Annotated in this window: 14 protein-coding genes and 4 tRNA genes; 16 read left to right on the top strand and 2 right to left on the bottom strand. The window is 45.6% G+C overall.

The window, feature by feature from the left end; translation table 11 throughout:
* The first annotated feature begins 4 nt into the window (after positions 1-4).
* The 14 genes from ruvA to ACTRWF_RS04595 all read left to right on the top strand — a co-directional run bounded on the left by ruvA (position 5) and on the right by ACTRWF_RS04595 (position 9,489).
* On the top strand, positions 5-625 hold the full coding sequence (ruvA, locus tag ACTRWF_RS04660) for a Holliday junction branch migration protein RuvA (protein WP_015066687.1): 621 nt from the start codon (positions 5-7) through the stop codon (positions 623-625).
* Between the two features lie 68 nt (positions 626-693).
* Complete coding sequence (ruvB, locus tag ACTRWF_RS04655) at positions 694-1,698, top strand: Holliday junction branch migration DNA helicase RuvB (RefSeq protein WP_020745632.1); 1,005 nt, start codon at positions 694-696, stop codon at positions 1,696-1,698.
* Positions 1,699-2,219: 521 nt separating this feature from the next.
* Positions 2,220-2,618: a tol-pal system-associated acyl-CoA thioesterase gene (gene ybgC / locus ACTRWF_RS04650; RefSeq protein ID WP_015066689.1), complete on the top strand. Its 399-nt coding sequence runs from the start codon at positions 2,220-2,222 to the stop codon at positions 2,616-2,618.
* Positions 2,608-3,297 carry a protein TolQ gene (gene tolQ, locus ACTRWF_RS04645; RefSeq protein WP_015066690.1) on the top strand — a complete coding sequence of 230 codons (690 nt, stop codon included), beginning with the start codon at positions 2,608-2,610 and terminating at the stop codon, positions 3,295-3,297. Before ybgC ends, tolQ begins: the two co-directional genes overlap by 11 nt.
* A gap of 29 nt (positions 3,298-3,326) precedes the next feature.
* Positions 3,327-3,746, top strand: coding sequence for a protein TolR (gene tolR, locus ACTRWF_RS04640; RefSeq protein WP_020743189.1), 420 nt, complete (start codon positions 3,327-3,329; stop codon positions 3,744-3,746).
* Positions 3,747-3,753: 7 nt separating this feature from the next.
* On the top strand, positions 3,754-4,635 hold the full coding sequence (gene tolA / locus ACTRWF_RS04635; RefSeq protein ID WP_023559587.1) for a cell envelope integrity protein TolA: 882 nt from the start codon (positions 3,754-3,756) through the stop codon (positions 4,633-4,635).
* A 4-nt stretch (positions 4,636-4,639) separates the two neighbouring features.
* On the top strand, positions 4,640-5,995 hold the full coding sequence (gene tolB / locus ACTRWF_RS04630) for a Tol-Pal system beta propeller repeat protein TolB (RefSeq protein WP_462835176.1): 1,356 nt from the start codon (positions 4,640-4,642) through the stop codon (positions 5,993-5,995).
* Positions 5,996-6,035: 40 nt separating this feature from the next.
* Entirely contained in the window at positions 6,036-6,602 is a 567-nt protein-coding gene (gene pal / locus ACTRWF_RS04625; RefSeq protein ID WP_250245390.1) for a peptidoglycan-associated lipoprotein Pal, read from the top strand.
* Entirely contained in the window at positions 6,602-7,396 is a 795-nt protein-coding gene (gene ybgF / locus ACTRWF_RS04620) for a tol-pal system protein YbgF (RefSeq protein WP_071958851.1), read from the top strand. The genes pal and ybgF overlap by 1 nt, the downstream gene beginning before the upstream one ends.
* Positions 7,397-7,688: 292 nt before the next feature.
* Positions 7,689-7,764 (top strand) — tRNA-Lys (locus ACTRWF_RS04615).
* Positions 7,765-7,788: 24 nt separating this feature from the next.
* A tRNA-Lys gene (locus ACTRWF_RS04610) sits at positions 7,789-7,864 on the top strand.
* Between the two features lie 39 nt (positions 7,865-7,903).
* Positions 7,904-7,979: transfer RNA gene (locus ACTRWF_RS04605), tRNA-Lys, on the top strand.
* 242 nt (positions 7,980-8,221) lie between these two features.
* Positions 8,222-9,277 (top strand): quinolinate synthase NadA, encoded by a 1,056-nt coding sequence (nadA, locus tag ACTRWF_RS04600; RefSeq protein WP_015066697.1) that lies wholly within the window; start codon positions 8,222-8,224, stop codon positions 9,275-9,277.
* A 121-nt stretch (positions 9,278-9,398) separates the two neighbouring features.
* Positions 9,399-9,489: transfer RNA gene (locus ACTRWF_RS04595), tRNA-Ser, on the top strand.
* Positions 9,490-9,600: 111 nt separating this feature from the next.
* On the opposite strand, the gene ACTRWF_RS04590 is transcribed toward ACTRWF_RS04595, so the two are convergent.
* Positions 9,601-10,035 (bottom strand): hypothetical protein, encoded by a 435-nt coding sequence (locus ACTRWF_RS04590; RefSeq protein WP_015066702.1) that lies wholly within the window; start codon positions 10,033-10,035, stop codon positions 9,601-9,603.
* A gap of 191 nt (positions 10,036-10,226) precedes the next feature.
* Positions 10,227-11,369, bottom strand: coding sequence for a patatin-like phospholipase family protein (locus ACTRWF_RS04585; protein ID WP_024016001.1), 1,143 nt, complete (start codon positions 11,367-11,369; stop codon positions 10,227-10,229).
* A gap of 362 nt (positions 11,370-11,731) precedes the next feature.
* Between ACTRWF_RS04585 and ACTRWF_RS04580 the strand changes: the two genes are divergently transcribed.
* Together ACTRWF_RS04580 and ACTRWF_RS04575 are read left to right on the top strand one after the other, a co-directional pair.
* Entirely contained in the window at positions 11,732-12,751 is a 1,020-nt protein-coding gene (locus ACTRWF_RS04580) for a 2-dehydropantoate 2-reductase (RefSeq protein WP_462835175.1), read from the top strand.
* 113 nt (positions 12,752-12,864) lie between these two features.
* Entirely contained in the window at positions 12,865-14,085 is a 1,221-nt protein-coding gene (locus ACTRWF_RS04575; protein ID WP_462835174.1) for a porin, read from the top strand.
* Positions 14,086-14,091 lie beyond the last annotated feature (6 nt).

The raw sequence follows: 14,091 nt of genomic DNA, 5'->3' as shown, positions 1-14,091 counted from the left end.
ATTCATGATAGGACGAATTCGCGGTACGTTGGCTGAAAAACAGCCACCAGAAATTCTTGTAGATGTGGCCGGTGTTGGCTACGAAATTCACATGCCTATGACGAGCTTTTATCAGCTTCCAGCAGTGGGTGAAGAAGTCGTGGTATACACGCACTTTGTGGTTCGCGAAGACGCCCAACTGCTGTTTGGCTTTGCCGACAAAATGGAGCGAGGTTTATTTCGCGAGCTAATCAAAGCAAACGGTGTTGGTCCAAAACTTGGTTTGGCTATTTTATCCGGCATGTCGGCAGGTCAGTTCTTGGCAAGCGTGCAAAACGAAGATGTATCTGCGCTGGTGAGTTTACCCGGCATAGGTAAGAAAACGGCCGAGCGTTTAGTGGTAGAACTTAAAGACCGATTAGCTAAGTTTGGCAAAGCGCAGAGTATTGCTGTCCCGCCTCCGAGTGGCGACTTGTTATCGCCAAACACTATTGTTGAAGTTAACGACGCGCGGGAGGAAGCGCAAAGCGCACTTATCGCGTTAGGTTATAAGCCCGCGCAGGCAAGTAAGTTAGTTGAAAGCGTTTATAGCGAGGGCATGGAAAGCGAAGCCCTTATTCGCGAAGCGCTAAAAGCGGCCATTTAATGGCGCACAGTGAAGGTGGCTATATCGAGAAAGGTCACTTTCGAATTACCGTTTAAAGTAGAACTATCATGATTGAAGCCGACAGACTGATTACGCCTGAAGCCAGTACCGAAGATGAAGTTATCGATCGCGCCATTCGCCCTAAGATGTTGGAAGACTACACGGGCCAGCCTCATGTTTGTGAGCAAATGGAAATATTTATTCAGGCTGCGCGCAATCGCGACGATGCCCTCGATCATTTGCTTATCTTTGGACCGCCGGGCCTAGGTAAAACCACGCTTGCTAACATTGTAGCTAATGAAATGGGCGTGAATATTAAAACCACTTCTGGCCCTGTGCTCGAAAAAGCGGGCGACCTTGCAGCGCTGCTTACCAACCTCGAACGTAACGATGTATTGTTTATTGATGAAATACACCGTTTAAGCCCGGTAGTAGAGGAAATACTCTATCCGGCTATGGAAGACTATCAGCTTGATATCATGATAGGCGAAGGACCGGCGGCCCGTTCTATTAAATTAGATTTGCCGCCTTTTACTTTGGTGGGGGCAACCACGCGCGCAGGCTCGTTAACGTCGCCATTGCGCGACCGTTTCGGTATTGTGCAACGCTTAGAGTTTTACAATGTTAAAGACCTCACCAGCATTGTTGCAAGAAGTGCAAGTTATCTAAACTTAGAAATGAACGAGGAGGGGGCGCAAGAAGTTGCTCGTCGTTCACGGGGTACCCCACGTATTGCCAACCGTTTACTGCGCCGTGTTCGCGACTATGCCGAAATAAAATCTGACGGTACCGTGGGCGCTGAAACTGCAGCTAAAGCCTTAGACATGCTTGATGTAGACAAAGAAGGATTTGATTACATGGACCGCAAATTGCTTAGTGCTATTATCGAGAAATTCGATGGGGGTCCAGTAGGCTTAGATAATTTAGCGGCAGCCATTGGTGAAGAAAAAGAAACGATTGAAGACGTGATAGAACCTTTCCTTATTCAGCAAGGGTTTCTTCAGCGCACACCGCGCGGTCGCATAGTGTCTCAGCGCGCCTATCTTCATTTTGGTTTCACACCGTCTGAATAGCTTCTAATCCCAGATTAAACGTGAAGACGTTCATCTTTTAAGCCTAGCTGGATTGCTGGGCTTTTTTTGGTATGGCCTTGCTCAGGTTGCGTTGTTTTTGAATGTTTACTGATGTGAATATCGAGAGTTAAGCGCAAGCGAAGTTCTCTTTAACGAATGCTGAGCAAAAAAAAAGCCCGCTCAAGTGAGCGGGCTAAAACAACAAGTGTTGAAGGAAATAAATCCAGGGAACTCATGTCTAACAGGAGAAAAACTCTTGCATGACCGTGCTAAGCACCATCACGCTCTGTACGACTGATGCTGTGCATTATAGGGAGCACAGAAAAAAGCACAATTGAGTAAAATTGTTGTTTTTCATTAGAAAAACTAATGTGTTAATTGCGTGTTTAATATTGGTATACTTTTGATTAAGGGTAAGCTTTGATAGGGGGTGTGGCTCTGTTTTGTTCTGCATTTTATCGCGCAAAATAGTTGGTTTACCCTCCGTTTGGATTATTTAATTTTAAGGTGAAGGAATAGTTATGCATTTACATCAGGTAAGAGTGTATTACGAAGATACCGACGCAGGCGGTATTGTGTATTATGCGAATTACCTTAAGTTTATGGAGCGAGCCCGAACTGAGTGGCTTCGCGGGCTCGGGTACGAGCAGGATACACTAATGGAACAATCCATCGCTTTCGTCGTCAAACACGTTGAAATGCATAACTATGCGCCAGCACGGTTTAATCAGCTGTTGAGTATTGAAACTCGCGTTGTAGAATTGAAAGGCGCTAGTATGACGTTTCAACAAATTATTAAAAATGAACAAGGCATTACTTTAGTATCCGGAAATATTAAGGTTGCCTGCGTCGATTTGGCTGTTATGAAGCCGAAAAGATTACCACGTACTTTGTTAGGGGAAATTTCGCGTGTCATCTGATCTCACTTTTATTGGCTTGTTTTTACAAGCGAGCTTTATTGTTCAATTGGTTATGCTTTTACTATTAAGCGTGTCTGTAGCCTCATGGACATTTATCTTTCAACGCAGCAAGGCGCTCTCAGCTGCACGTAACGAGATGCGTCAGTTTGAAGACAAGTTTTGGTCAGGCGCGGATCTCAACCGCCTTTATCAAGAATTATCAGCACGAAACAACCTAACTGGAATGGGGAGTATTTTCTGTTCTGGCTTTAAAGAGTTTGTTCGTCTTCGCAAATCAAATACTGCCACCAACGGTATTGTAGATGGAACATACCGTGCTATGCGTGTTTCTATGTCTCGTCAGGTTGAAGAACTAGAAAGCCGCCTCCCGTTTTTGGCTACTGCTGGTTCTATTAGTCCATATATCGGGTTGTTTGGAACGGTGTGGGGCATCATGAACGCGTTCATAGCGCTAGGTGAAGTACAACAAGCCACATTAGCTATGGTAGCACCAGGTATTGCAGAGGCATTGATTGCAACCGCAATAGGTTTATTTGCTGCGATTCCAGCGGTTATTGCTTACAACCGCTTTAGTCACCAAGTTGAAAAGCTAGAAAATAGCTATGGCAACTTTATGGAAGAGTTCTCAGCGATTCTTCACCGCCAAGCGGTTGCTGCGCAAGCACAACAACAAGCCTAAGCGTTTACATTCCAAACGGAGGACTTGTTATGTATGTAAGAAAACGCCGCAGACCGGTATCAGAGATAAATGTAGTACCTTACATCGACGTTATGTTGGTGCTGCTTATCATCTTTATGGTAACGGCGCCGCTTATTTCTCAAGGGGTAAAAGTTGATTTGCCTAAGGCGAGCGCTAACCCTATTGAACAGGAAGATAACCCACCTATTATTGCCTCGGTCGATGTGAAAGGTCGCTATTTCCTGAACGTGGGAGACGACCAAGAATCGCCCATAAGCCAAGATGAACTAGGTGCAATTGTTAAGGCTCAACTCACTAAAGAGCCGAACACGCCGGTGGTAGTGAAAGGCGATGGGCAAGTGGCGTACAACGAAGTAATACAGTTAATGGTATTGTTACAGCAAGCGGGCGTGCCTTCGGTAGGGTTAATGACCGATCCCGTTGAGTAATATAGATATGACCAAACCAGAAGTGTCGAACAGCACTGAGACTAAAAAGGCGTCTTCAAAAGATGACGGGAGCGCGGGGGTGAAACACAAAGGTAACAAAGCAAGTAAAATAACCCCTGAGCAACTTGGTTTGTATAAGTCGTTAGGACTGCATGCAATTATTGCTGCAGTGTTGCTTATTAGCGTCAGTTTCTCGCCGGAACCGCTCCCTAATGCGCCTTCTAATGCACCTGTTATAGAGGCTACCTTTATTGATGCGCAAGCGATAGCCGACCAGAAAAAGGCCCAAGCACAAGCCGAAGCGCAGGCGCGGGCCGAAGAGCGAGAGAAGCAAAGGAAAGCACAAGCGGCTGCTGAGAAGAAACGTCAACAACAGCTAGCAGCCAAGCGTGCTCGCGAAAAGCGAGAAGCTAAGGCCGCCGAAGCGAAGAGGCAAAAAGAGTTAGAGCGCCTTGCCGCGCAAAAGGAACAAGCGCGCAAAGAGCGGGAGGCTAAAGCCAAAGCTGAGGCTGAACGTAAGAAGAAAGAAGCGGCCGAACGTGCTGAAATGGAAAGGATCATGCAAGAGCAGCTAGCACAAGAGCAAGCGGCTCAGCAAGAACGCAGGCGAAAACAGGTACTGACTGAAGTAGAACGCTATACGGCGCTTATTCAGCAAACCATTAAACGCAATCTGTATTCTGACGACAGCTATAAAGGTAAAACCTGTCGCTTGAATATTCGGTTAGCGACAACGGGGTTTGTAACCAGCATTCGTGTGCTTGGCGGTAACGATGCGTTGTGCAGAGCAGCTGAAAGCGCAGTTCGAAGAGCTGAAAAGTTACCGGTTTCTGACGCGCCAGACGTTTACGAGCAGTTAAAAGACATTACTTTAAAAGTGGAACTATAGTGGTATGAAAAAACTAGGTTTATGGATAGCGCTTATTACGATGGCATTTAGTGCCAACGTGTCTGCATCCTTAGAAATTGTGATAACCGAGGGCGTTGATAGTGCCCGCCCCATCGGTGTTGTGCCATTTAAATGGAAAGGGCAGGGCAGTATGCCCGGCGATATTTCAAAAGTGGTGATGGCCGATTTAATGCGAAGCGGGAAGTTTAACCCGGTATCTGTCGACAAGATGCCACAGTTTCCTGAAACCGCAGAGCAAGTGTCTTACACCGCGTGGGCGACACTAGGTGTAGATACAGTATTAGTAGGTAGTATCGAACCTCAGGGCGGCGATCGTTTCCTTGTATCTTACGAACTTATTGATGTGCTTAAAGGCCAAGTAGACAACGGTCAAGCCAAAGTGCTTAAAAACGGAAGCCTAGTATCAAGTAACAGCCATGTTCTTGCTGCACGCCAAGCCGTGATTAACGGTCGCGATTTTCGCCAGTATGCGCACCGAATTAGCGACATAGTGTACGAAAAGCTTACTGGCGTGCGTGGCGCGTTTCTTACCAAAATAGCGTACGTTATTGTTCGCGACCGCGATACGGTAGAAAAGCCGTATCAATTAGTGATTGCCGACTATGATGGTGAAAACGAAACCCGTCTGTTGTCTTCGCCTGAGCCGCTCATGTCGCCAGTGTGGTCGCCAGATGGTGAGAAGCTGGCCTACGTGAGCTTTGAGAACCGCAGACCGCAAATTTTCATCCAGGATATATACACCAGTGAACGTACGCGCATTACTGACTTTCCAGGAATAAACAGTAGCCCTACATTCTCGCCAGATGGCAAGCAACTTGCTATGGTTTTATCGAAAGATGGAAACCCTGAACTCTATGTGATGGACTTAGCGACGAAAAACCTTCGTCGAATTACACGCAATAGAGCGATTGACACGGAGCCTGCATGGCTACCCGATGGCAGCGGTTTAATATTTAGCTCGGAACGGGGTGGTAAACCCCAGATATATAGCGTAAATTTAAATTCTGGGAAAGTAAGGCGAGTTACCTTTGTCGGGGAACAGAACCTTGGCGGCACGCTATCCCCAGACGGTAAGCAAATGATTATGGTTAACCAAACTAATGGGAACTATCATATTGCTAAGCAGTCTTTGGATGGAGGTTCACCACAAGTACTGACACGGACGTACTTAGATGAATCGCCTAGCGTAGCGCCGAACGGAAGCATGATTATATACAGCACCCTTCATGAGGGCACCCAAGTGTTGTCGTTGGTTTCTCTTGATGGGCGTTTTAAAGCTAGGTTACCAGCAGCCAATGGGCAAGTTAAATCGCCAAGTTGGTCACCATTTTTGTTCTAACAATTTAACGACTAAACAATAAAATTTAAGGATTAGTAGGATGCAAATGAATAAAGTGATGAAGAGCTTCATTATCGCATTGCCAGTAGTGACAATGATGGCATGTTCTTCAGGCCCTAGCGAAGAAGAGTTGGCAGCAGAGCGTAATCGCCTAGCACAAGAACAGGCAGCAGCTGAAGCAGAAGCGCGCGAAGCAGAAGCGCAACGCGTTAAAGCAGAAGCGGCTCAGCGCATGCAGCGTCAAGAAGAAATGGTTCAGCAAGAAATGGAAGCGCTGAAAAACGAACAAACCGTTTACTTTGACTTTGACCGCGCAAGCATCAAGCCAGAGTTCCAGCGTATTCTAGACAAGCACGCGACGTTCTTGGTGAAAAACCCAAGCATGAAGGTAACCATTGAAGGTCATACTGACAGCCGTGGTACGCCAGAGTACAACATCGCGCTTGGCGAGCGTCGTGCACAGTCTGTTGAAACTTACCTACTTAATGCTGGCGTAAGCAGCAGCCAAGTAACAGTAGTTTCATACGGTGAAGAAAAACCAGCAGTGATGGGTTCTACTGAGTACGCATTTGCTCAAAACCGTCGCGGAGTGGTTGTATACCGCTAATGACTTTTCTAGCGAATAAGACATTAAAAATGGGCGTCACGTTAAGTGCCGCCCTTGCTGTTTCTACCGCATTTGCGCAAGCACCTGTGGTAGACGCCAACGGCGGCAGTGAATTAGAGCAGCGCATCGCAGTGCTAGAGCGTATTGTAAAAAGCCGTACTGAAATGCAGCATCGACTGCAAAGTCAGCTCGACAACATGCAAATGGAAGTTGACCAGCTGCGTGGTGCGGTAGAAGTGAACACTAACGAGCTTCAAAAAGTTCTAGAGCGTCAGCGTGAGCTTTATCTGGAAATAGATAAGCGCGTAGAAGCACTCAAGCAAAGCGGGGCACTACAAGGTAGTGCAATGCCTAGCGCGGGGGTAGATTCGGGCTCTGTGAGCTCTCCAGCCGCACCTACGCCTACGCAAGCGCCTCAAGCGGGTGAAGATGAAGCCTATGAAAATGCGGTGAATCTGATCCTTAAGTCGCGTGAGTACGATAAAGCCATTCCTGCGTTTCAATCTTTCATTTCACGCTTCCCTAACAGTGGTTATGCGCCAAATGCACATTACTGGCTAGGGCAACTGCTTTTTAATAAACAGCAGTGGAGTGAGGCAAGCGAACAATTCAATATTGTAGCTAATCGCTTTACCGATTCGACAAAGCGCCCAGATGCATTATTGAAATTAGGGGTCATTGCTGAGCGAACGGGTGATAGTGCGACGGCAAAACAGCTGTTCCAACAAGTTGTGAATGAATACCCAGATTCTTCGGCAAAACGCCTCGCAGAGTCTCGATTAAATAACTTGTAATGAACAAAGCCTCTTTTAAAGAGGCTTTTTTATATTTTAGCCATTTTATTTTTTCGAAAAAAAGCATCTAGACTGCGTTTTTATTCCGCACTAAAACATGCTTACTTTCGTACTAAATCTACTAAACTCATTTATTACTGGTATAAATACCCAGCGATTTGTTTTCATTTTGACCGTTTAGTCGTATTTTGACAGAAAAATGAAAATAAAAGGACGTTATGGGTTGCGTCGAATAAAAATCTGAGTATTATATGCCGCCGTTGCCAAGACACAGGCAACAACAGGAAAGAAAGGGTCGTTAGCTCAGTTGGTAGAGCAGTTGACTTTTAATCAATTGGTCGCTGGTTCGAATCCAGCACGACCCACCACTTTCTCTCCTAGCAACAAATGATGGGTCGTTAGCTCAGTTGGTAGAGCAGTTGACTTTTAATCAATTGGTCGCTGGTTCGAATCCAGCACGACCCACCATCATTTGAAATTGCTAAACTTATCTATGTGTCACTTGATGGGTCGTTAGCTCAGTTGGTAGAGCAGTTGACTTTTAATCAATTGGTCGCTGGTTCGAATCCAGCACGACCCACCATCAAGTCTCAAACAAGCACTCACAACACATCACTTATCAGTTTCTTTTCTATCTTTAAAGCTTTCTAATTAAGTACTGCAATTCATCTCATTGGTCTTTGATCTGGTTTACGCAACCCCATGTAGTAGAACAGGTAAGCACAAATATGACTATTTAATTACGCTAATGTTGATTAGGTAGTGTGTAATTTTTATGACAGTTGGGTATAATCCGCACCCTTGTCGCAACAGAGATGTAGGTTAATGTCAGTAGCATTTCGAGTGGATCAGGTAGAGTACCCGTTCCCAGCAAAACCACAGCCATTATCAGAAGCACGCAAAGCTGAGTTAAAGGCAGAGATTAAAGCCTTGCTAAAGGCCCGTAACGCTGTGCTTGTGGCGCACTATTACACCGATCATGAAATTCAAGCACTCGCTGAAGAGACTGGCGGCTGCGTAGCTGACTCGTTGGAAATGGCCCGCTTTGGTAGAGATGTAGAAGAGCAAACATTAATTGTTGCTGGCGTTCGCTTTATGGGCGAAACAGCAAAAATTCTTAGCCCTGAAAAAACCGTGCTAATGCCTACCCTTGAAGCGACCTGTTCCCTTGATATTGGTTGCCCGGTAAAAGAGTTCAGTGAGTTCTGTGATCAACACCCTGATCACACTGTTGTGGTTTACGCGAATACGTCGGCGGCGGTAAAAGCGCGCGCTGATTGGGTAGTAACGTCAAGCATAGCCTTGGAAATTGTTGAGCACTTAGACAGCCAGGGCAAGAAGATCATTTGGGGTCCTGACAGACACCTAGGCTCGTACATTGCAAAACAAACCGGTGCCGACATGTTAATGTGGCAGGGCGAGTGTATCGTTCACGATGAGTTCTCTGCGCAGAAGCTTGCTGATATGAAAGCCTTGTATCCAAACGCGGCCGTACTGGTTCACCCAGAATCACCAGCCAGCGTGGTAGATATGGCCGATGCGGTTGGCTCGACCAGTCAGTTGATTAAAGCGTCGCAAACCATGGATAACGATACCTTTATTGTTGCCACCGACAAGGGCATCTTTTATAAGATGCAACAACTGACCCCAGAGAAGACGTTTATAGAGGCTCCAACGGGTGGTAACGGCGCTACGTGTAAAAGCTGTGCTCACTGTCCTTGGATGGCAATGAACGGCTTAGAAGCGATTAAGGCGTCTTTAACGGGCGAAAGTGATGGCCATGAAATATTCGTCGATGATGCGTTGCGTAAAGGTGCATTGATTCCCCTTGATCGCATGCTTAACTTCTCGGCCGAGTTAAAAGCAAAAGGCGGCCTTTAGCGCACGTTTTATAAGCACTTGTTGAATAATTTCCAGCAAGTTCTTGATTAAGCGCGCGGCTTTACCTACTATACGCGCGCTCAAGGATTTTCGTAGTTGAAATCTTCTTGATACAAAATTTGGAGAGATGGCTGAGTGGCTGAAGGCGCACGCCTGGAAAGTGTGTATACGTTTATAGCGTATCGAGGGTTCGAATCCCTCTCTCTCCGCCAAATGCAAAGAACCGGCTTTACGCCGGTTTTTTTGTGCCAGCTTCGCAGGGCAAAAAAAAAGAAACTCACGTGAAGTGAGTTTCTTTTGGTAATAATAGCGCTGTAAATAAGTTACTTCGCAACTTGCTGATGGACTTTGATTAGGTCAGGAAGCTTTTTCGCGTAAATCGCTTTCTTTGTACCTGGGTGAAGTAGTTGGCTTACGAAAGTACGTAGGAAACCAAGTACGAAGGTTTGAACACGGTCAGCGTCTGCTTCGCTAGGGTTAGCGATAAGCGTTTCTGTTTCCGCTTGTACCTTATGAACAATCGGGTCCATCGTGTCTTTACCTGCAACAAGGTCGTTGCCTGTTACTACGCCTTTGCCAAGTAGGTCACGTACTGCGTCATAAAGGTCTGCTGAAACCGCGTTCGATTGGCCCCAATTCGCAATGTTGTACTCTTGTGAAATCTTATCTAGCTCAGCAGTTGGATCGCTAGATTTCAATAGACCTTCAATAAGTTTGTGCGCTTCAGTTTGTTTTACAGGTGTTGATAATTCTGACATTTTTTACTTGATGAAATAGTGAAAAGGCGTTTTATAAATACTTTTCTATTTGCTGTCAAGGTGGCTGATTTTTTTGCTTTAACTATCAATACATTACGTTTTCGGCACTTAATGGTTTAACGCTTGATAGCCATTAAGTGCTTGTTGTATTTTTACAGCACTCTACTTACATTTAGCGGGTAGCTATTGTGCTAGGCAGACATTCTGCTTTCGTTTTTGTCTGCCTTTGCCTGAGCAGGTAGGGACAGTGTGAAAGCAGAGCGCTTCGCCTGAACGTTTTCACTTAGCGTATTGTTAAGCCTTGCTGCAATACGAATACTGTCCTCGTTTGCTTCTTTTGCTAGTTTTGCTTTTGTAAATGCCGCTACGCTTTCGTAATGCGTTTGTGCCTTACCCTCTGCTTCTAAGAAAGCCGCACCGGCGTACTGGCCAAGTTTATAGTCGTGGCGAAGCTGTGCATCACTGCTGCCAAGAAGTTTGCTTTGCAGTTTCTTAGGTGCAAAAATTTGAATGACTTCTACACCCTCTGGTGGATTTTCAATAAACGCCAACTCTTTTTGATAGGCGTGCTCATGCTGCAGAAGGTAATCAATGGTCTTCGGGCATGTCCCCGTTGCGCACATAACCGCGCTTATTTTTTGTAGCCATGGCGACTGTGCTTGAAACCCTTCATCTACCGTACGAATCACGACAATTTTAGTCGCCCCTCGTTGGTAGGCTTCGGTAACTGGCAAAGGTGCAGCTAGGCCGCCGTCTAAGTAAAAATCGGTGTTAGCTGCTTTCTTCGCTTCGATTTCGGTATGCAGCGGTACGCCTTGCTTATAAAGTAATGGTAAAGCACTTGACGCTTTGATTAGGTCAACCCAGTTATTTTGACTTTTCATCGGGTTCAAAAAGTAGGCTTTTCTATCTCGCGCATTAGTTGCTGTAAACAGAATTTCTCTGTTGGCCACATTACTTTTTGCCGTATCTAGGTCAAGCAAACGATTCGCTTCTTGGGTTTTTTGAAAGTACCAGTCTAAATCGACAATGTGCTTGCCCACTAAGCCGCGTCCCATCTGGAAAAACCGCTTGTGTCGCGTTAATCCTCGAATAAGTCGCTTGGCATAGCCCTTCTGACGGGCTACAAAGCTTGTTAAGTTTTGCGAGCCTGCCGACGTGCCAATTAAAATATCGAAAGGGTCGTGGCCAGCGTCTAGCCATGCATCAAGTACCCCTGCCGTAAAAATTCCCCGTTGGCCGCCACCTTCCGCTACCAGGGCAACTTTGCCACTTACAGTGTCTTGAGCGTTACGAGTATAGGTAGATTCAGATGCAGGTTGTTGACACAACATGGTAAGCCTCTATTTGACCATATGTTAATTGACTACTTGGTCTAATTGTAGAGAGATCAACCTGACTATTAAAATTGAAAGAACGAATCGGTGTGATAGGAAATAACTGATTTGAATGCGTTTTTGTTATTTATTTGTGGCTTTTTTGTTTACATTGCGATCAGCTTCGCGCTACGTTACGTGATAGCTAGCGCGAGGGCCTAAGACAACATGCTAATCCCATAAGCGTGATCTAAATTTATCAAAAGCTCGATGAGATGCGAGTGTCATCCAGGTATTAGCACTTAGTGAAATGCACTTAGGCATAGCGGGTTCAGTAAAGCGCGTATTATTTTGACAAAAGACGACTATAGGAAGTGAAGATGACAAAGGTAACTGTGTTAGGGGCAGGCAGTATTGGCTGCTATGTTGCTGGATGTCTGCTGTCGTCGGGCGCTGTACCTAGTTACGTCAATAGCATAACGCTTATCGGGCGTGAACGGTTACAGCAAGATATTGCCAAGAACGGAATTAAAGTGACTGACTGGCAAGGGCGCAAGCAAATTGTAAACCCTGAACACGTCACTTTCGCTTTGGATAATAAAAGCCTAGAAGACGCTGACTACATTTTACTGTGCGTAAAAAGCCAAGATACCGCCCATGCTGCAAAAATGATCAAGCAGTGGGCCAAACCAAGTGCGATTGTTATTAGCTTGCAAAACGGAGTTTCTAACCCAAGCCGGCTTCGAAAGTATCTATCGCAGGAGGTTATTGCAGGCATGGTTCCTTTCAATGTGTTCTACAAAGGGCAGGGGCACTTTCATTGCGGTACGGAAGGAAACTTGGCACTCGAAGATCCGCAAGGGCTGTGCAAACCGCTAATTAGTGGTTTAGAAAACGCATCGTTGCCGGTAACGGTTTATGAGGATATTGTCGCCGTGCAATATGGCAAGCTTATTATGAATTTGAATAACGCGGTGAATGCCTTATCGGGCGTCCCCTTGAAAAAACAATTAGGCGACAGGCAATACCGGCGGGTTATGGCACAGGTACTAAGTGAAGCGTTAGAGGTACTTAACGCTGAAGGCATTACCCCTGCAAGAACCGGAAAGGTCATCCCTCAACTAATGCCGACAATCATGAAATTGCCCAATTTTCTATTCAACATTGTAGCGGCATCGACGCTCAAGATAGACCCCGAAGCTCGCTCATCCATGTATGAGGATTTACTGCTAGGAAGACGAACTGAAGTGGATTATCTGAATGGTGAAATTGTGAGGCTAGGGGAGAAAACTAAGATTCTTACTCCTGTTAATCGCCATATAGTATCTTTGGTAAAACAGTCAGAGCACGCCAAATCGGGAAGCCCCCACTTAGCGGCCAACGCGCTTTTAGGCCAATAAACTAGCGGTTCAACATTAAATATTACATTTTTATGTCATTTTTGTGTCAGCGCTCTTGAATCTTATACTAAAATCTATATCCTGCGCGCAAATTTCCGTATTCTCAGTATGTTTTGCGTTTCAAATCTCAATTTTCATTATCTCTTTTTTTAGGGCTTTTCTTCACGTGGTGTCTACCGATTAAAGGTGTAGCCTCTGAAGAGTTGGCGACCTCAGATGTTGTACCTTCGGCGTATACAGGCAATGGCCTTAGCTATAAAAGTGACAACCAGCAGTTTTCTTTACGCGTTCGCGGGCGTATCCAGTTTCGCTACGCCAATCCAGGGGCTGGTCAACCTACGCAGCCCAGTGATTTCGACCACGTTGGTGGAAATCAATTCGGTGTTAACCGAGCGCGTATTAAGGTAGACGGCCATATCGGCAAACCTTGGTTCACTTACGGTATCGAATATGACGCCGCCGATCAAAGAACATTGAATGCTACAGTGGCGTTTGAAAAGTATGACTCGCTAAGCGCAAAGCTTGGTCAATGGAAAGTCGAATACTCAAGAGAACGAAGCGTAAGTAGCGGAGGTCAACAAATGATGGACCGCTCGATAATCAATAGGATATTCACGCTAGACAGACAAATGGGCGCTTCTATTTACGGTCATATCGATAACGGCGGTGCTGCTAATTTCAATTACTGGGCAGGTATGTTTAATGGTTCAGGTCGCGGTGAATATAGTAACCACGATGGTGAGGCCATGTATTCGGGTCGTCTGCAGTGGAATTTTTTAGGTAAAGAAGTCGGTTTTAAGAATAGTGACATTGCACGTTCATCTACTCCGAAAGCCGCGATAGCTATCGCAGGGGCTAAGTTTAAAAGTCAATTCACGCGTTTCTCTTCATCTGGAGCAGGTAATTTGACCAACTTTGATGAAGGTGAGGTTGAAGGGCAGTACGATATTCGACAATTTGTGATTGACGGCGCTTACTTTTACAAAGGCTTTAGTGCCCAAGCGGAATACCACGAGAAAAACATTGTTGATGTGGCTAATGATAATATCGAAACAACGTTGCGTGGATACTATATTCAAGCAGGCTACTTTTTAAATGCATCAATAAGCTGGTGGCCAAAGCCTTTAGAAATTGCAGCGCGCTTTGCTACCTATTCGCCTAATACCAGCGAAGAAGACCAAAGCTTCTATGAAAAAACCGTAGCGTTGAATTGGTTTTTTAACGGCCATAAAAATAAATTAACCGCACAGGCAAGTCGCGTCTCGCTTGAGCAACTTGGTAGTGAAGTTGGCGATAGCACTATTTATTCGTTGCAGTGGGACGTGAGCTTTTAGCCTCGT

Source organism: Alteromonas sp. G5_S2_22_S1, assembly GCF_054968525.1.
This window is presented reverse-complemented; position numbering and strand designations above follow the sequence as displayed.